The 17107-nt window shown below is 60.4% G+C and carries 19 protein-coding genes; 11 read left to right on the forward strand and 8 right to left on the reverse strand.

Translation table 11 applies throughout. The features are described from left to right. Positions 1-2: 2 nt before the first annotated feature. From SynA15127_RS04560 to larB, 5 genes are read left to right on the forward strand one after another with little or no spacing between them, the layout of a single operon-like run. On the forward strand, positions 3-905 hold the full coding sequence (locus SynA15127_RS04560) for a phytanoyl-CoA dioxygenase family protein (RefSeq protein ID WP_186485178.1): 903 nt from the start codon (positions 3-5) through the stop codon (positions 903-905). Positions 906-927: 22 nt separating this feature from the next. Next, a complete protein-coding gene (locus SynA15127_RS04565; protein ID WP_186485179.1) occupies positions 928-1389 on the forward strand; it encodes a phycobiliprotein lyase in 462 nt (153 codons plus the stop codon). Between the two features lie 6 nt (positions 1390-1395). Then, positions 1396-2601 carry a tRNA (guanosine(37)-N1)-methyltransferase TrmD gene (trmD, locus tag SynA15127_RS04570; RefSeq protein ID WP_186485180.1) on the forward strand — a complete coding sequence of 402 codons (1206 nt, stop codon included), beginning with the start codon at positions 1396-1398 and terminating at the stop codon, positions 2599-2601. Beyond that, positions 2598-3011: a TIGR03792 family protein gene (locus SynA15127_RS04575; protein ID WP_255475578.1), complete on the forward strand. Its 414-nt coding sequence runs from the start codon at positions 2598-2600 to the stop codon at positions 3009-3011. The genes trmD and SynA15127_RS04575 overlap by 4 nt, the downstream gene beginning before the upstream one ends. Then, positions 3008-3682: a nickel pincer cofactor biosynthesis protein LarB gene (gene larB / locus SynA15127_RS04580; RefSeq protein WP_186485181.1), complete on the forward strand. Its 675-nt coding sequence runs from the start codon at positions 3008-3010 to the stop codon at positions 3680-3682. Before SynA15127_RS04575 ends, larB begins: the two co-directional genes overlap by 4 nt. On the opposite strand, the gene SynA15127_RS04585 is transcribed toward larB, so the two are convergent. The 5 genes from SynA15127_RS04585 to SynA15127_RS04605 form a co-directional block, all read right to left on the reverse strand. Beyond that, positions 3655-3813: a hypothetical protein gene (locus SynA15127_RS04585; protein WP_156957222.1), complete on the reverse strand. Its 159-nt coding sequence runs from the start codon at positions 3811-3813 to the stop codon at positions 3655-3657. The two genes, larB and SynA15127_RS04585, sit on opposite strands and share 28 nt — an antisense overlap. 98 nt (positions 3814-3911) lie before the next feature. Further along, complete coding sequence (locus SynA15127_RS04590; RefSeq protein ID WP_186485576.1) at positions 3912-4796, reverse strand: DUF1517 domain-containing protein; 885 nt, start codon at positions 4794-4796, stop codon at positions 3912-3914. Between the two features lie 98 nt (positions 4797-4894). After that, positions 4895-5113, reverse strand: a complete 219-nt coding sequence (thiS, locus tag SynA15127_RS04595) for a sulfur carrier protein ThiS (RefSeq protein WP_186485182.1) — start codon at positions 5111-5113, stop codon at positions 4895-4897. Positions 5114-5117: 4 nt separating this feature from the next. Next, positions 5118-6167, reverse strand: a complete 1050-nt coding sequence (locus SynA15127_RS04600) for a thiamine phosphate synthase (RefSeq protein WP_370594017.1) — start codon at positions 6165-6167, stop codon at positions 5118-5120. A gap of 143 nt (positions 6168-6310) precedes the next feature. Continuing rightward, positions 6311-7246, reverse strand: coding sequence for a bifunctional riboflavin kinase/FAD synthetase (locus SynA15127_RS04605; protein WP_186485184.1), 936 nt, complete (start codon positions 7244-7246; stop codon positions 6311-6313). A 56-nt stretch (positions 7247-7302) separates the two neighbouring features. On the opposite strand from SynA15127_RS04605, the gene SynA15127_RS04610 reads away from it, so the two are divergent. Then, the gene (locus SynA15127_RS04610; RefSeq protein WP_043696222.1) at positions 7303-7863 is read left to right on the forward strand and encodes a DUF3611 family protein; all 561 of its coding nucleotides are present in this window, start codon (positions 7303-7305) and stop codon (positions 7861-7863) included. Here the strand turns inward: SynA15127_RS04610 and surE are convergent. Then, positions 7848-8657 (reverse strand): 5'/3'-nucleotidase SurE, encoded by an 810-nt coding sequence (gene surE / locus SynA15127_RS04615; protein ID WP_186485185.1) that lies wholly within the window; start codon positions 8655-8657, stop codon positions 7848-7850. The two genes, SynA15127_RS04610 and surE, sit on opposite strands and share 16 nt — an antisense overlap. 72 nt (positions 8658-8729) lie before the next feature. On the opposite strand from surE, the gene pheS reads away from it, so the two are divergent. From pheS to SynA15127_RS04630, 3 genes are all read left to right on the forward strand, one after another. Beyond that, entirely contained in the window at positions 8730-9737 is a 1008-nt protein-coding gene (gene pheS / locus SynA15127_RS04620) for a phenylalanine--tRNA ligase subunit alpha (protein WP_186485186.1), read from the forward strand. Between the two features lie 116 nt (positions 9738-9853). Continuing rightward, entirely contained in the window at positions 9854-12256 is a 2403-nt protein-coding gene (locus tag SynA15127_RS04625) for an arylsulfatase (RefSeq protein WP_186485187.1), read from the forward strand. Positions 12257-12285: 29 nt separating this feature from the next. Next, on the forward strand, positions 12286-13113 hold the full coding sequence (locus SynA15127_RS04630; RefSeq protein WP_186485577.1) for a formylglycine-generating enzyme family protein: 828 nt from the start codon (positions 12286-12288) through the stop codon (positions 13111-13113). On the opposite strand, the gene SynA15127_RS04635 is transcribed toward SynA15127_RS04630, so the two are convergent. Together SynA15127_RS04635 and SynA15127_RS04640 are read right to left on the reverse strand one after the other, a co-directional pair. Beyond that, a complete protein-coding gene (locus SynA15127_RS04635) occupies positions 13077-13472 on the reverse strand; it encodes a hypothetical protein (protein WP_186485188.1) in 396 nt (131 codons plus the stop codon). The genes SynA15127_RS04630 and SynA15127_RS04635 overlap by 37 nt on opposite strands. A gap of 8 nt (positions 13473-13480) precedes the next feature. After that, entirely contained in the window at positions 13481-14506 is a 1026-nt protein-coding gene (locus SynA15127_RS04640; protein WP_186485189.1) for a hypothetical protein, read from the reverse strand. A gap of 132 nt (positions 14507-14638) precedes the next feature. Between SynA15127_RS04640 and SynA15127_RS04645 the strand changes: the two genes are divergently transcribed. Beyond that, complete coding sequence (locus tag SynA15127_RS04645; protein WP_370594018.1) at positions 14639-15751, forward strand: neuromedin U; 1113 nt, start codon at positions 14639-14641, stop codon at positions 15749-15751. Positions 15752-15868: 117 nt separating this feature from the next. Next, complete coding sequence (locus SynA15127_RS04650) at positions 15869-17095, forward strand: DUF1254 domain-containing protein (RefSeq protein ID WP_370594019.1); 1227 nt, start codon at positions 15869-15871, stop codon at positions 17093-17095. The last annotated feature ends 12 nt before the right edge of the window (positions 17096-17107 follow it).

A 17107-nucleotide genomic window follows, 5' to 3' on the forward strand; every position in this document is an offset into this window, starting at 1 on the left:
CCATGCTCACCTTGCTGACACGCACCAAGAGCTTTCGGGATCCTTGGGTGGGCAGTCCGGCTCTGAACAGGCACTGGCAGCTGCATCGCCGCCGGGTTCAGCTGGCGGAGTCCCTGTGCCGCTGGAGACGACTGTTGCGACCGGTTGAGGTCAGCGACCTGCAGCGCGATGGTGTGATCGCGATCCGGAACTGGCTGCCCGTCGACCGTTTCGAGGCACTTCGTGAGGAGGTGGAGCAGGCGGTCGCCGATGCGGAACGGCGGCACCCCATCACTCCTGGAGAGCAGGTCGGCTTCCAGCCCAAGCAGCCCTTCCCCGGAGGATTTGATCGGTTTGACGGCGGCACCCTCAACCGCTTTCTGCATATCGATGCCGCAGCGCTGCCGCATGCAGCGGACTTCTCCGGCGATCCCCGCCTCTCGCGTTGCTCACGTCAGGTGATCGGTCTGCCGCAGCAGGCCCGCAAGCTCGATGTCTATCTCACGGTTCATGGTGAGGAGTCACGCACTCCGGATCTGCAGAAGGAGCTGCATCGCGACACCTTTTTTCGTGCTTTGAAGTTCTGGTATTTCCTCTGGCCGGTTGAGCAGCAGGACGGCCCCTTTGAATATGTCCCCGGCAGTCACCGTCTTGGCGCTCGGCGGCTGCAGTGGGAGCAGCGCACAGCGGATGCTGCCATCCGTCATCAGCGTCAGCCGGATGTGTCCGGCTCCTTCCGGATTCACGAGGACGCTCTGGCCGAATTGGATCTGCCGGCGCCGAAGGCCTTCACCTGTCCGGCCAACACTCTGGTGCTGGCTGATGTCTTCGGTTTTCATCGCCGTGGATCGGCGCTGCCGGGGCGGCGACGCCTGTCTCTCTACGGCTGGAACCGGCCCTACCCCTTCCTGCCGATCACCTGGTGAGACCGACTGAGAAGATGGCGTGATGAGCGATCAAGCCTTCCCTCCCGCAGATCCTGCGTCGTTTCTGGCCCTCTGCGCTGGCGAGTGGATGAGTCTGCGCAGCAGCTTCGCCCTCTCCAACGGGGATGACGACTGGCACACCAGCGAACGCGGAGAGCTGACGGTTCGCTTCGAATCCGGCAGTGGAGAGCTGCTGGGTCGATTGCTGGTGGAGCCTCCCGGTGGAAGCGGGCGCTCGCTCGGCTTCGTGGATGGTGGTGAGCTCACGGTCGATGAGGAGAGCCGCGGTGAATGGCGCTTCTGGCCGGATGGAAGTGTCGAACTCGATCTCCCGCAGCCCGATGGTTCGCTGGTGCAGGAACGCATCTGGTTCACCCGAGCCAACCTGCGACTGCGCAGCACCACCGCGGTGGATGCCGGGGGAAGTCCGCTTGAGGGAAGTTTCTGCACCGACATCCGTCGGGTCTCCAAACCAGCCGCCTGAGTGGCGATGTCGCCCTATCGCCTCGATGTGGTGAGCCTGGCGCCCCAGGCCTTCGCAACGCTGCTGGAGCTTGGGGTGATCGGTCGCGCCTTTGCCGCCGGCATCGCGGCAATGCATCTGCATAATCCGCGCGACTTCGCCACCGATCGCTACCGGAAGGTGGACGATGAGCCCTACGGCGGCGGTGCCGGCATGGTGCTCAAGCCGGAACCGGTGCACGCGGCGATGGAGTCCATTCCCCGTGCCAGCCGCTCTCGTGTGCTGCTGATGACGCCCCAGGGCCGGCCGCTGCAGCAGGCCGATCTGCAGCGCTGGTCCAGCGCGTACGACCAGCTGGTGCTGCTCTGCGGCCACTACGAAGGATTTGATGAGCGCATCCGGTCCCTGGCGGATGAGGAGGTGTCCGTCGGGGATTTCGTGCTCACTGGAGGGGAGTTGCCTGCGATGACCGTGATCAACGGTGTTGTGCGCCTGCTTCCCGGCACCGTCGGAACGGCGGCTTCCCTGGTGGAGGAGAGTCACAGTGCCGTGCTGCTGGAGCATCCCCACTACACCCGTCCGGCGGAGTTTCGTGGTCAGCGGGTTCCGGATGTGCTGCGCAGCGGTGATCACGCTGCCATCGAGGCCTGGCGACAGCAGCAGCGAGAGCAGCGCACGCGGGAGCGCCGCCCCGATCTCCACGCCCGTTGGCTGGCCGAGAGAATGGATCCCGCCTGTGAGGACGCGATGCAGCTGCGGATCGGCAACGGTTACGACATCCACCGTCTCGTGCCGGGACGGGCGCTGATTCTCGGGGGAATCAGCCTGGAGCATCCGGAGGGGCTGGGGCTGGATGGTCACAGTGACGCCGATGTCCTGGTGCACGCTGTGATGGATGCTCTGCTGGGAGCCCTTTCACTCGGTGATATCGGCAAGTATTTCCCTCCCACGGATCCCCGCTGGAAGGGGGCTGACAGCCTGCAGCTGCTCGAGCAGGTGGTGGCCCTGGTGAGCGAGCGGGGCTGGCAGGTGGTGAACGTGGATGCGGTGGTGATCGCCGAGCGCCCCAAGCTCAAACCCCATATCGAGGCGATGCGCTGCAACATCGCCGATCGCATCGGACTCGCCCCCGAGGCTGTGGGCGTCAAGGCCACCACCAATGAAAAGCTGGGCCCCGAGGGACGCGAGGAAGGCATCAGCTGTCAGGCGGTGACCCTGCTGCAAAAGCTGTGAGGCGCATCACGGCGCTGATGCTGGCGATGCTGGTGACACTGTTTACCCCTGCCGCTGACGCCATGACCGCAGACCCTGCCGTCGAGCTGCTCCGACTTGCGGTGCCGGCGCCGCAGCGGCAGCTGTGGCTGGAGGCGGAAGCCCGCACCTGGCAGCCCTGGCTGGAGCAGCAGACGGGGTTCCTCGGCCGTGATCTCTACTGGGACCCGGTCGGTGAACAGGGGGTGCTGTTGATCCGCTGGGCGAGCCGTGATCAGTGGAAAGCGATCCCTGCTGAGTCGGTCGAACGGGTGCAGGCTGACTTCGAGGCTTTCACCAACACGGCCCTGGGACGACCGCCCACGGCGACAGCAGTCTTTCCTCTCGTGGAGGAGCGCGAACTGCGACAACAGACCCTGCCGACCCCATGACCGATGCCCGTCTCGACCTGCAGCGGCGCGACCGTCTCGGCATGGTCGAAGCCGTCTGGGGGGAGCACAAGACCGTTGATCAGATCGCAGCGATCCTGCCCCGCTTCGCGGCGGCTGGGGAGCTTGCCCTGGTCACGCGTGTGAGCCCCGACAAGGCCGCGGCGGTGCTGGAGAGGATTCCTGAGGTCACGGTGCACGAGCAGGCCGCCGCGCTCACCCTCGGAACTCTTCCGTCCACGCCACAGGGCGCGGCCGAGGTGGCGGTGCTCAGTGGCGGCAGCAGCGACCGTCGGGTCGTGGCGGAAGCCTGCCTGGCTCTGCGTTGCCATGGCGTCGGGGTGGACCCGGTCATGGACGTGGGGGTGGCCGGCCTGCATCGATTGCTGAACGCGCTGCCACGCCTGAACAGTGCCCGTGTGTTGATCGCGTGTGCCGGCATGGAAGGGGCCCTGCCGACCGTCCTGGCAGGACTGGTTCCCCAGCCGGTCATCGCTGTTCCTGTGTCCGTCGGCTACGGCGTCAGTGCCGGAGGTCGCGCCGCTCTCGACGGCATGCTCGCCAGCTGTGCCCCCGGGCTTGTTGTCGTCAACATCGACAACGGCTACGGAGCCGCCATGGCGGCTTTGAGAATGCTTCGATCCGCTCAGGCCGTGAGGCCACGGTCCAGCTGACCGAGCCGCCCCAGTTCTTCGCTGGCATGGTCACCTTCCACCTGCTGGAGGGCGTTCACCAAGGCATGCAGATCGGTTCTGGCCAGTTCCCCATCCTCTTGCCATTCCATTGCGCGGGGATCAGGAGCCAAGGACCGAACCGAAGATGTAAGTGATTCAAAACTAGGTGTTGATCCTGGTAAAAAATGCCTAGATGAACGGCGTCAGGCGGAAGACTTTCTGAAGAAGGTCAGAGATGCTGGAGGTTCGGGTAAGCGGTGATCAGTTCCTCGGCGCTGAGAACGTCACCGCGACCTTCCGGTTGCCAGATCACCTCCAGCGCCAGCAGTTCGCTGGAGGCCGTTGAACCCAGAATCCGCAGGGTCTGGCGGAGGTCCTCACCGGTGTTGGCACCCTGCAACCTTGCGTTGGCCGTGGACGCCACCAGCAGGGTGACCACGATGAATTCGTTGGTCGCATCGGCTTCGCCGACGGCTGAGTCATCAAGACGACGACCACCGACGTTGCTGGTCAGCTCGGCGTCCAGCTTGCTGCGCTCGCTCATCGAGAGGCGATTGAAGGTGGATTCGGCTGAGCTGAAGGGGACCGTTCCTGTCTCGGCATTGGCGTAGACCCAGAGATCGGGCTGACGCAGCAGCGCAAGGGTTGTTTCCTGCAGCAGTCTCTGCAGGCCGCTGGAGCTGGAGGTGTCCGATGAGGTAGCCAGGGAGCGCAGATCGTCTTGAAGGGCCTTGGCACTCGCCAGCAGCCCCACCTGCACCTGGATCATGTTCACCTTGCTCGGCACGACCGGTGCCATGGCGCCGCCGCCACCGCCACCGATCGCCGGGGCGCCGCCCCCGAGACCGCGCAGGGCATTGACCAGAACGCCAGCCACGGCCATCAGGATCAGCAGGCCGAACAGACCACCACCTCCAAAGCCGAAGATTGGGATCAGGAAGGGAAATCCGATTCCGCCGCCGCGATATCCACCGCGGTATCCACCGCCGTAGCCACCACCGCCGTAGGAACGACCGCTGGAGCGGGGCATGGATGGGGCGCGGAAACTGCCACCCCCCATGCGTCCGCCGCGGGCCGCGTCAGCCGGTTGAACCTGGATCAGAGCCATCCCCATCAGCACCACGGGGAGCAGCAATCCAGCCAGCAGGCGACGTGTCCAGTTGGACGGAGGAAGGGCCACGTTGAAGCGAGCGTCGAATCGATCGAACGACTCTAGGAACCCCCTCCCACGATGGTGACAATCTCCAGATTGTCGCCGTTGAGAATGGTGCTGTCGGGCCATCGACGACGCGGAACGATCGTTCCGTTGTGCTCGACCACCACGAGGGCCGGGTTGTGCCCCAGGGCCTCGATCACCTGTAGGAGTCCGGGAGGGTCCGGTTGCGGATCAAGAGTGCGGGTTTCGCCGTTCACGGTGAGTTGCAGCGCCATCGCTTCAGGCCACGGGTTGGGAGAGGCTGTCGAGCAGGTCCCGGACGGCCTGCCCCGGATCGGCTGCCTCCATGATCGCTCCGATCACGGCCACATGCCGGCAGCCGCTCGCCGTCAGCGGGCCCAGATTGGAGACGTGGATGCCTCCGATGGCGAACACCGGTTTTGAACTGAGCGTCAACGCCTCCTCAACCAACTCGATGCCGATCGGTGAACGCTCCGGTTTCACGGCGGTGTCGTGCACCGGTCCAAGACCCAGATAGTCGCAGTCTTCGCTGTTGGCTGCGCGAACTTGCTCGAGGCTGTGGGTGCTGCGGCCCAGCAGCCGCTCAGGCCCGAGCAGACGCCTGGCGATCGTGGTTGGGAGATCGTCCTGTCCCAGGTGCACGCCGTCGGCGTCCACCGCGAGGGCCAGATCGATCCTGTCGTTGACGATGAACAGGGCGCCGTGCTGGTTGCAGAGCTGCCGCAGGGCCGTGGCCTGGGTCAGTCGGTCGTGATCGCTTCCGTCCTTGTGGCGGAACTGCACCATGGCGACGCCGTGGCGCAGAGCAATGGCAACGCGATCGAGCAGGTCCTCGCAGGGCGTGGTGATCAGGCACAGACGGCAGTCCTTGAGGCGACTGCGTCGCTGGCCTCCTTGCGTGGCCTCCAGGCAGCTCACTTCCAGGTCGTAGAGCCCGTAGCGGATCGTCGCTGCTTCGCCTGCCAACTCCGGGTCGACACTGCGCCCGAATTCCTCCAGCACCCGCAACGCCTCCTGCACCCGGGCGCAGTTCGCGGCCACCACCTGCCGGGGGCTGTGCCGATCCAGCTGTGCCGGATGCTCCAGGCCGGCTCCGCTGTCGGTGGCGGTGGAGCGGCTCTGTTTGTAGAGGTCGTGATGACGCCGCCCCAGGCGCTGGCGCCAGTCCTTGAGGGTCACCACCAGGTCCTCCCGCTCCAGCCCGAAGCGACACCAGTCCTCCACGACCCGCAGTCCCTCTCGGGCGCGGTCGAGGTTGGCATCGATCAGCCGCGCCACACGCGGATCTGAACACGACGGGCAGTCCATCATTTTCGTGGCACCCTGTGAAGGCTCGCATTCCCACCGACCATGGAGAACGCAGGATCCGAGAGCACCATGCACGTGCTGGTCTGGGGCATCGTGCTCCTGGGCGGAATCGGAGTGTTCATCGTCTGGGGGCTCGCCAATGCCTATCCCACGGTCGCCTGAGACGAGGCGTACAGCAGGGTGCGGGCACGATCGGCATCGCGGCCGATCTGGGCACTGAGGGCATCGAGCCCATCAAATTTCACCTGTCCCCGCAGCCGCTCCACGGGCTCCACGAGCAGCTGCCGCCCCTCCAGTTCGATGCTGCGATCGAGCAGATGTACTTCCACCGCGGAGGGTGAGGTGGGATCCACTGTGGGCTGCGGCCCGAGGTTCATCACAGCCGCCAGGCGCTCCCCCTCACCGTTTAGCTGGGCCCACGCTGCGTAGACCCCCAGGCCAGGCAGGAACTTGCGGCCATCCACCTGCAGATTGGCGGTCGGCCAGCCCAGCTCGCGGCCGAGACCGCGCCCCCGCACCACCCGACCCTGGAACCGGTAGGGACGCCCCAGCAGGCCCCTGGCGCTGTCGAGATCGCCGCTGTCGAGCGCTGCCCGGATCCTGCTGCTGCTCATCCGGCCGTTGCCGTCTTCCACGATCTCCACCACTTGCACGTGCACGCCGCGGGCGCCGGCCACCTTGTGCAGCAGGGCGGCGTCACCGGCCCGCTTGTGACCGAAGCGGAAATTGGCTCCAACGGCGATCCGTTTGGCCTGCAGGGTGTCCAGCAGGACGGATTCCACAAAGGCTTCCGGACTGAGAGCTGCCAGCTCCGTCGTGAAGGGCACCAGCACCAGCTGCCGGATGCCGAGCGGCTCCAGCAGGCTGAGTTTTTCGTTGGGCAGATCCAGTCGCAGCCTTGGTTCTCCGTAGAGAACCTCGCGTGGGTGCGGCCAGAAGCTCACCACGCTGGGCACAGCCCGGGTGTCGGCGATGGCCTGGCGGATCACCTGGCGATGGCCGACGTGAAGGCCGTCGAAGCTGCCCAGTGCCAGGGCGGTTGGCCGTTGTGCCTCCTGGGGTGAGCAGAGCGGAATCAACGCGGGATGCAGGAGGAGGGCTTTGGTGGCAAGTTTGGACGACTGACGGACTTGGCATGGCGGATCGCCTCGACTTCCAGCAGTTGTCCTTCGGACTGCGCCGTATGGGCTGGATCCGCTTCTGGATCCAGACGGTGCTCGGCATTGTGGTGGTCGGGGTGCTGCTGTTCAACAACGTGGGCAGCAGCCTGGCGCGCAATTCCGAGCGCGCTCTCGGGCTCGGGCCTGGTCTTTCGCTCACCAGTCTGGCGTTCCTGGTGCTGTTGTTCAGTCTCTGGCAGGGCTGGCTGATCGTGCGTACCGGTCGCGCCATCGACAGTGCGGCCCGACCCAGTCGCGGTGAAACGGCTCGACTGCTCAAGCGAGGGCTGCTGGCGGACCTGCTCGGTCTCACCTTCGCGGCCATCGGTTATCAGGCTCTGGCGGGCAGTCTGTTCGTACAAGCTTCAATGCAGACCCCTGGCATCGCCATCGGTGGTCGGGGGATGTCAGACAACCTGGCGATCACGTCGCTGGAGATGCTCTCCGTGCTCAGCAACACCCAGGTGCTGTTTGCACATCTGATCGGGCTGCTGTTCTCACTCTGGCTGTTGCAACGGATCTATCGCACCAGCTGACCGGCCAGACGCAGCTCCGGCAGACCGGACAGGGGGCCACGCCAGAACAGATCCGGTTGTATCGGGGTGAGGGACGGACTGTTGGCGTGGATCTGGGCCACATCGCTGGGCCAGTCCCGTGGACCTTCCCCTGCTGATTCGAGATCGTTCACCACCTCTCCGGCCAGCCAGTAATAGGCACGGCCGCGGGGGTCGACGCGCGGGCTGAACTGTTCGTCGTAACGGCGGATCGACAGACGGGTCCAGCGCAGGGGACCCATGGCCTCTCGCTCACAGGGGGGAATGTTGAGGTTGAGCAACAGGTTCTCCGGCCACTGGTCAGCCAGAGCGTTTTCGGCCACGTCCACCGCCAGCTCCGCAGCGGCCTGAAACTGGCGCCACTGGAAGCAGGCGCTGCTGACAGCCAGGGAGGGAATTCCTTCGAGCGTGCCTTCCATGGCCGCGGCGACGGTTCCGGAGCAGAAGACGTCAGTACCCAGATTGGGACCGTGGTTGATGCCGGACAGCACGAGATCCGGCTTCTCCTTCACCAACTCGAACAGGGCCAGTTTCATGCAGTCCGCAGGCGTGCCGCTGCAAGCCCAGGCGGTCACCCCCGGCACGAACAGCTCATCAGCCCGCTCGGCCCGGATGGGGGTCTGCAGGGTGAGACCGTGACCCGTGGCTGAGCGTTCCTGGTCAGGACAGACCACGGTCACCGCGTGGCCGCGGGCCACGGCTGCCGAGGCGAGAGTGCGGATGCCGTCTGCAAACACCCCGTCGTCGTTGCTGATCAGGATCCGCAGCGGGGTCATGGGAGCAGGATTCGGTGGGGGGAACCTAAGCGGCTTGGCTGCTTACAGTCAGCTGCCTTTTGATGCAGGCCGGTGAGCGCCCCCGTCACACTGCAGGACCTCACGGATCAGCTGGACGCTCTGGAGCAGCAGGCGGCCGCTGAGATCGCTGAGGCGCCGGATGCCGCTGCGCTCGAACAGCTGCGCGTGGGCCTGCTTGGCAAGAAGGGACGTCTTTCGGGTGTGCTGGGGGCGATGGGCAAGCTTCCCGGCAAGGAACGCCCTGTGGTGGGTCAGCGGGCGAATGTGCTCAAGACTCAGCTGCAGGCACTGCTGAGCGAGCGTCTTCAGGCGGTGAAGCAGGCGGCGATGGCGGAGCGGATCTCCAGGGAAAGCCTTGATGTCACCGCACCGCCCTCGGGAACGCCGATGGGTCATCGCCATCCGTTGATCAGCACCACCGAGGAGATCGTCGATCTGTTTCTCGGTCTCGGATACAACGTCACCGAAGGCCCTGAGGTGGAGCAGGACCACTACAACTTCACGGCCCTGAACATCCCCGAGGATCATCCGGCCCGGGACATGCAGGACACGTATTACCTGCAGAATGATCTGCTGCTGCGCACCCACACCTCACCGGTTCAGATCCGTTTTCTGGAGCAGACGCCGCCTCCGGTGCGCATCATTGCTCCGGGGCGTGTCTACCGCCGTGATGCTGCGGATGCCACCCATTCGGCGGTGTTTCATCAGGTGGAGGTGCTGGCCATCGACGAAGGCCTCGATTTCAGTCACCTGCGCGGCACGGTGATGGCTTTCCTCAAGGCTTTCTTCGGGGATGTTCCGGTGCGCTTCAGAGCCAGCTATTTCCCCTTCACCGAGCCGTCGGCTGAAGTGGATGTGCAGTGGCGTGGTCGCTGGCTTGAGGTGATGGGCTGCGGGATGGTGGATCCAGCCGTTCTGGAGGGTCTGGGGCTCGACCCGGAACGCTGGAGTGGTTTTGCGGCCGGTTTGGGAGTGGAGCGGTTCTGTATGGTTCGGCACGGCATCGACGACATTCGTCGTCTATACACGAGTGACCTTCGTTTCTTGGAACAGTTCTGACGCCAATCAGCTCGTCAAGCTTGCGTGTTGTTTCTTTGGGTTGCGAACTGTTGTAACTGCGTTCTTCGAGGTTTGACTCGCTAAATCAGGGGTTGAGCAGGTCTCTCTCCGTTTTCATGAAGCTGCGTCAAATCGCAATCAGTAGTGGTGTTGTCATCCTTGCTGCGATGACCACGTCGTGTTCGAGTTCAATTAAGAGCCAGTCGTCGAAGGCTGAATTCGATCGGACGGTACTTCCGATCGCGGAGCCGAAGCCTGAAAAGGTCACCAAGGTTCTTCCCTCAGAAGTGCCGTTGCCGCCACAGTGGGAAGTGAAAGCACCCGCTGATGCACCCAATGTGGTGATCATCCTGCTGGACGATGTGGGCTATGCGGCACCATCTGCCTTTGGCGGTGCGGTGAACATGCCGACGGCTGAGAAACTAGCCAAAAACGGACTTCGCTACAACAAATTCCACACCACAGCCCTCTGTGCGCCGACGCGGGCGGCTCTGAAATCCGGCCGCAATCACCACAAGGTGAATATGGGCTCGATTCCGGAGATCGCCACGGGTTATGCGGGCAACTCCACTGTGGTTCCTGACTATGCACAGCCGGTTGCAGAAATTCTGCGTCTGAATGGTTACAACACGGCGGCCTTTGGTAAATGGCATGAAACGCCGGGTCGTGAGACCACGGCAGCCGGCCCTCAGACCCGTTGGCCAACGCGTCAGGGATTTGAGAAGTTCTACGGCTTCGTCGGCGCCGAAGACAACATGTGGGAACCCACCATCCACGATGGTGTGACCGTTGTGGATGCTCCGAAGAAAGAGGGATATCACTTCACCGAAGACATGACCGATCAGGCGATCGGTTGGATGCGGCAGCAAAAAGCGATCAAACCCGATAAGCCGTTTTTCATCTATTATTCATCCGCCGGTTCCCACTCCCCTCACCATGTGAGCAAGGAATGGATTGCCAAATACAAAGGCAAGTTTGATGAGGGCTGGGATGTTCTCAGGGAACGAAATCTTCAGAACCAGATCAAGGCGGGAATTGTTCCTGAAGGTACTCAGATGGCCAAGGCGCCAGACAGTATCCCCAAATGGGACGGCCTCACGCCACAACAGCAGAAAATCTATGCGCGTCAGGCAGAAGTTTTTGCTGCCTTCACGGAGTATTCAGATTATGAAGCCGGTCGTTTGATCCAGGCGATCGAAGATCTCGGTGAGCTCGATAATACTTTGGTGATCTACATCACTGGTGATAATGGCGCCAGTGTTGAGGGGGATAGGACTGGTCAGTGGAATTGGAACCACTATCTCAATGGCGTTGAAGAAACGCCTGATGAGCAGGAGGCCAAGCTTGATGAGTGGGGAGGGCCTACCACCTATCCCATGTATCATATGGGCTGGGCGATCGCTTTCAATTCACCCTTTGCTCTCTCCAAGCAAGTGGCTGGTGATTTCGGTGGAACACGGAATGGCACCGTGGTTCATTGGCCGAAGCGCATCACAAAAGGTGGTGGTGTGCGGACTCAGTTCTCGCACGTGAATGATGTGGCTCCCACAATCCTTGAGGCGGCCAATCTACCGATGCCAAATACCATTCACGGCATTGATCAGATCCCGATGCAGGGAATCAGCCTGCTGTATACCTTTGACAATCCAGAAGCCAAAGAGAAGCACAATACTCAGTATTTTGAGATCATTGGCAACCGGGGCATCTATCACGATGGCTGGATGGCGCGGACGACAGTGATGTATCCCTGGATGGCGCCGGAACGAATGAATCCGGTTGCGGACGATACTGGTTGGCAGCTGTACGACACCACCAAGGATTTCAGTCTCTCGACTGATCTCGCCGAGCAGGAGCCGGAACGCCTGAAGAAGATGAAGGAGAAGTTCCTGGAACAGGCGATTGAAAATCAGGTGTTGCCACTGGATGATCGACTTCTCGAGCGTCTGGTGCCGTCCGTTGCTGGACGTCCGACCCTGTTGGGTGATCGCACGTCCATGGATCTCTATCCCTATGCCTGGAACTTGGTCGAAGACTCGATCCTCAATGTGAAGAACACGTCAAACAGCGTGACGGCCTTTGTTGATAAGAAAGGCGATGATGAGGACGGCGTGATCTTCTCCCAGGGCGGTCGATTTGGAGGTTGGTCGCTGTACGTCCAAAACAACAAGCCCTCCTACACCTACAACTACATGGGAGAGCTGTTCACGTTCACGAGCAACAAGCCATTACCGACTGGTAAGTCCGAGATTCGTTTCGAGCTCGACTACGACGGCGGTGGTGTTGGAAAAGGCGCAGATGTCCGGATGAAACTCAACGGCGAGGTGGTCGCTGAGGGTCGCCTGGAGAAGACGATTGCATCGCGCTTCTCTATCGACGAAGGTGCGGACGTCGGACTTGATCGTGGCTCAGCGGTCACGATCAAGACGATTGGTCCCCGCCGTTACAGCGCCTATGGCGGCCAGATTGACAAGGTGACGCTTCAGATCTATCCCAAGGACTCAGATCAGAAAAAAGGTTGAGCGTGTCGCCATCGATTAGCTGGGATGACATGGCCGTCATCCCGGCCGGCCAATATCAACTTGGCTCGACAGATTTCTATCCTGAGGAATCTCCGATCCGAAAGGTGACGTTGCCGTCCTTCCGGATCGACGTTGCTCCTGTGACCAACGCGCAATTTGAGCGGTTCGTCAACGCCACGGGATATGTCACGGTGTCGGAGCAACCTCCCGACCCCGAGCTTTATCCAGATCTGGCTCCTGAGCAGCAGATCCCCGAGTCAGCTGTGTTTCTGCCTCCTCCGGCCAGTGTGGATCGCAGCCAGCCTCTGGCTTGGTGGGCGTTGATCGCTGGTGCTGACTGGAGGCATCCCCAGGGGCCTGAGACGAACATCGAGGGATTGATGGAGCATCCGGTCGTTCACGTTGCGTATGACGATGCGATCGCCTACGCGCATTGGGCCGGCAAACGGCTCCCGACCGCAGACGAGTGGGAGGTGGCCGCGCGAGGTGGACTGGAGGCGGAGGACTATGCCTGGGGTGCAGAGATGACGCCGGAGGGCCGTTGGCTGGCGAATGTCTGGCAGGGCCCGTTCCCCTGGATCAACGAGCAGACGGACGGCTGGTTCTGGACATCTCCAGTGGGTCACTTCCCCGCGAATGGCTACGGGCTGGTCGACGTCTGCGGCAATGTCTGGGAGTGGACGTCAACGGTGTACCCCGTTCCTGCTGAAGAGCAGAAACGGCGCGTGATCAAAGGAGGATCGTTCCTCTGCGCAGAGAATTACTGCCATCGTTTCCGGCCTGCGGCCCTGATGGGGCAAACGCTGGACACAGCAACCTGTCACATGGGCTTTCGCTGTGCTGCCGACCTGGACTGATCCAGCAACATCAACAGCCCCAGGACGAGATGCAGCATGCCAGCAGGGCCAGCCATCAGGCCTTGCGCTGCGCCAGTGACGGCAAAGCCGATCAGAAACAGAGCGGCTGTGAGGTTGTAAAGCATCAATCCCAGCCGTGCGCTGGATGGCCGGGCATCCGGGGCACTGGCTGACCAGCAGGAGATGCCCAGGCCGATGAGCGCCGCTCCGAACAGCTGAGCCAGCTGGTCACCACCATCAGGCAGTGGTGATCCGAACAGAAGAGTCATCACGACGCCAGGAACCAGCACCAAGGGGACACCGGTGCTGAGTTCAACCAGGCAGGAAATCCGTGTGGAATGGCGCGTGAGGTTCGTCATGTTGTAAATCAATCAAAGAACAGTCTCAGTCCAAGATTGACACCGTGCTGAGTCACGTCGTAGTGATCATCAGATCCGTAACCGGCAAAATCAAGGCTCCAATATTTGTATCCAAGTGACAACTGGGTTGAATTCCCGATCGTGTAGGAAATGCCTGCCTGTGCTGTCCCCGAGAGATCACGGCGACCGCTGACACCGAAACCAGCAGCATCGAGGTAAAGGAAGGCCTGCCACTGATCATTGAAGGCATAGGTGGTCTGCATCCCGATCAGCGGACTCACCCAGGTGTTGGACCAGGACTCATCCCAGTCGCTTTCGAGCTTTTCCTTGGCCTCTTTGGGAATCAGCTCACCAGGGCGGTTGCTGGTGGATTTGTATTCGATGTCGCTCTCAAGCTCCACATCGACATCCATGGTCGCGTCCACGATGCGGGCACCGACCAGTCCGACGAATGTGACGTCGCCTGCTTCCATTCGAGGTTTGGCGATGGCCCCTGCGCGGAAACGCGCCGCCAGATCGACGATCGTCTGGTTGAAGGTGAAATCAAGATCAATTTTGCCTTTTGCTGTGATCCGTCGGTCCTTGACGATCCCGGGAAGGCCATTGTCGGCTTGATCACGCAGAGCGTTATCTCCGCTCCAGCTGCCAACGGTCTCGGACATCCAGGAGGAACCGTGATTCACATGAGCCTGGAATCCGTAACGCCCGTATTCCACTCCAACACGCCCGGTGAAAGCGCCTGTGACCGGTGTGAGAACTTCCTCAAGGTTTTGGCTCAAGCTGTTGGTGTTCTCCATCACCCTGATCTCGGTTGTTGTCTCCAGGGGGAGGAAACCATAAAGATCGATGTACGTCCGCCAGTTCTTTTCGTCATCCTCTGTTTTTTCCGCAGGTTCATCCTCCACTGCCTGCGCGACCAGTACCGTTTGACTCCCTTCAGCTGCAGATTCACTCAGTTCGGCCAGTGCTGCTGATGGCAGGCCAAAGGTTGCCATCAGTGAAAACGGAATGACCAAGGAGCGGAACATGAACATGCGTTCTAACGACTCATAAGCACTCGGTTCGAACCCTACGGGATTTTTCGATTGCGGGACAGTCCAGAAGACAATTGATTGGAAGGTAGCCGAGTCTCTAGAGGACTTGTCAGAATTGGTCCAGTAAGACACGTGCAATCTGTACCTTTTGCCCACGGTTTTTCGGCATGCTGGGCCAAACAAATCCCGAACTCTGTGAAGCTTCACGCAGCCGCCTCACTCTTGGCGCTTTCCCTGGCTCCTTTCACTTCCGGGCAGGCGTGTGCACAAGATGTTGATCGTTCAGCAGGAGAGGACTTCGATTATTCCGCGCTGACGTTTGATCAGGACTTAGCTCAAGCGTTGGAGCCATCGCCTGAGACAACGCTGGCACAGGCTTCGGATGCCTCTCAAGCTCCCGGTGTTGCCGCTGCTGAGGCTGCAGGCCCGAGCCAGGAAGCTCTGGCCAAAGCCGCCCAGAACCCGATCGCGAGCATGATCAGCATTCCGTTCCAGTGGAATGCGACTCCAAATACCCAATGGGCTCCCAACGCCATTGATCCCGACGCCCACCACGACAAGGTTCTGAACGTTGTCAATGTCCAGCCGGTCTTGCCCTTCCAACTGAGTGATGACTGGACGGTCGTCACCCGCACCATCGTTCCATTTTTGGCTGTTCCCTGGGCTGATCCGAAAATTGGTGTGACGGAGGCTGGTGATCCTTACCTCAAGCGTTGGGATCAGGAGCAGCGTGTTGGCATCGGTGATATCAATCCATCGGCCTTCTTTGTGCCCACCATGGAAGGAGATTTCACGTTTGGTTTCGGTCCAACCGTCGGCATTCCCGTTTCGGATGGCCCTCTCGGGTCTGGCAAGTGGACAGCCGGTCCTGCCGTTGTCGGTGTGTATACCAAGGGGCCTTGGGTTGTCGGTGGATTGGTGAACAACATGTGGTCGTTCGCTGGTGATGAAGACCGGGCCGATGTGAACAAGATGTTGGTACAGCCTTTCGTGAACTACAACCTGCCGAAAGGCTGGTACATCTCGTTTTCACCGATCATCACGGCGGATTGGGAAAATGAAGACAATGGTTGGACGGTGCCTGTTGGAGCAGGTGTTGGACGTGTTTTCAAGGTTGGGAAGCAGCCGATCAACATGTCACTCCATGGTTATTACAACGTCGTCAAGCCTGAGATTGGTGGCGAAGAACTTCTTGGCGACTGGACCATCCGCACACAGATTCAGTTCCTGATTCCGGCTGGCTGATCGATCTCTGTTTGTTTCTGAGGGATGTTTGATTGGCCTGATTCAGTCCCTCAGAGATTGCTTTGTGCTTCAAATTTGACTTGACGCTGTACTGACCATTCTTTGTGTTTGTACAAATTGAGCATTCATTTCGGCCAAGGTCGCAATTGTGGCATTTATATGTATGGTGTGCGAGTGTATCAATGGGTGTTTTTTGTGAAATTGCAGGGTGTTCGCCGTTCTTTGTTCGCAACGCTTCCCTTCGCTGCAACCCTGGGTCTTTTGACCGCAACCTTCGGATCATCATTCAATCCATCGGCTGCAAAAACCCTCCCGCAGGCAGCTGGTCTCACTGCGTCCGGTTCCAAGGATTGCCCGTCTCCAGCTGTGGTCATGAAAAACAACGAGGTAATACCGGTCACCAAGGCCAACTATGCCGTGGCGGAAACGGAAGTGATTCTCGCGGTCTATGTGCGCAAAATCGCCAAAGGCACCTGCGCAAATGGCATGGGTATGTTCCTGCATCAGAAGGGTGCAATGGATCCGAAGGAACGCACCATTTTGCGACCGAATTTCGATACCCTCTATTCCTTTGCTGTTCTTGATCTCAATAGCCCCGCCACGGTTGTGCTTCCTGAGACCGATCGTTATCAGATCCTCGAAGTGGTGAATGAGGAGCATTGGATTCCGTTGGAGACTTCTAAGCCCGGTGGATATCAACTCACCAAAGAGTCGATGGGTAGTCGTTATGTTTTAGCTCTTGTGCGCACTCGGGTAAACATGCAGGATCCTGAAGATCTCAAAAAAGCCGGTGCAGTCCAAGATCGGATTGACTTGGAGCAATCAGCGAAGGGTGAATTTGTCTCGACCAATAAATACGACATGGATGAGATCCTTGCCATGCGTGCTGATTACAACAAACGGTTGGCGCCTGAGGGTGTGACCTCGGAGATGGCTTTTGGCAAGAAAGGCGAGATCAGCGAGGAGATGCGTAATTTTGGTGTTGGCGTTGGCTGGGGTGGGCTTACCAAGAAGGGAGCGGTGTATCCCATCCCCAAAGTTGTGGATTCCACTGACCCTCAAACCCTTACGTTGAAAGATGTTCCCAGCGACCCACGAGCTTTCTGGTCGGTCACTGTCTATGACAAGCAAGGTTTTTCAGTGGGTGAAAAGTACAATGTGAATAGCGTTTTCGCGAAGAAAAATGAAAAAGGTGAGTATGTAATTCACTTTGGAGGTGATAAGAGCAAAGACAACTATCTCGATATCTACCCTGGCTGGAATGTTGTGCTGCGAATTTACTCCCCGACTGAGGCTTATTTCAACGGTGGCTGGACGCTTCCGCAGTTTGTTCCTGCTAAATGAGTTGAATCATTT

Origin of the sequence: Synechococcus sp. A15-127, assembly GCF_014280215.1 — a bacterium.
Taxonomy (GTDB): domain Bacteria; phylum Cyanobacteriota; class Cyanobacteriia; order PCC-6307; family Cyanobiaceae; genus Parasynechococcus.

Coding starts and splice junctions, on each gene's coding strand:
- trmD (WP_186485180.1), top strand. CDS start 1,396: ATGTCGCCCTATCGCCTCGATGTGGTGAGCCTGGCGCCCCAGGCCTTC.
- thiS (WP_186485182.1), bottom strand. CDS start 5,113: ATGGCGCTGCAACTCACCGTGAACGGCGAAACCCGCACTCTTGATCCG.
- SynA15127_RS04640 (WP_186485189.1), bottom strand. CDS start 14,506: ATGTTCATGTTCCGCTCCTTGGTCATTCCGTTTTCACTGATGGCAACC.
- SynA15127_RS04630 (WP_186485577.1), top strand. CDS start 12,286: ATGGCCGTCATCCCGGCCGGCCAATATCAACTTGGCTCGACAGATTTC.
- SynA15127_RS04600 (WP_370594017.1), bottom strand. CDS start 6,167: ATGGACTGCCCGTCGTGTTCAGATCCGCGTGTGGCGCGGCTGATCGAT.
- SynA15127_RS04610 (WP_043696222.1), top strand. CDS start 7,303: ATGGCGGATCGCCTCGACTTCCAGCAGTTGTCCTTCGGACTGCGCCGT.
- SynA15127_RS04560 (WP_186485178.1), top strand. CDS start 3: ATGCTCACCTTGCTGACACGCACCAAGAGCTTTCGGGATCCTTGGGTG.
- surE (WP_186485185.1), bottom strand. CDS start 8,657: ATGACCCCGCTGCGGATCCTGATCAGCAACGACGACGGGGTGTTTGCA.
- larB (WP_186485181.1), top strand. CDS start 3,008: ATGACCGATGCCCGTCTCGACCTGCAGCGGCGCGACCGTCTCGGCATG.
- SynA15127_RS04565 (WP_186485179.1), top strand. CDS start 928: ATGAGCGATCAAGCCTTCCCTCCCGCAGATCCTGCGTCGTTTCTGGCC.
- SynA15127_RS04590 (WP_186485576.1), bottom strand. CDS start 4,796: ATGGGGATGGCTCTGATCCAGGTTCAACCGGCTGACGCGGCCCGCGGC.
- SynA15127_RS04625 (WP_186485187.1), top strand. CDS start 9,854: ATGAAGCTGCGTCAAATCGCAATCAGTAGTGGTGTTGTCATCCTTGCT.
- SynA15127_RS04635 (WP_186485188.1), bottom strand. CDS start 13,472: ATGACGAACCTCACGCGCCATTCCACACGGATTTCCTGCCTGGTTGAA.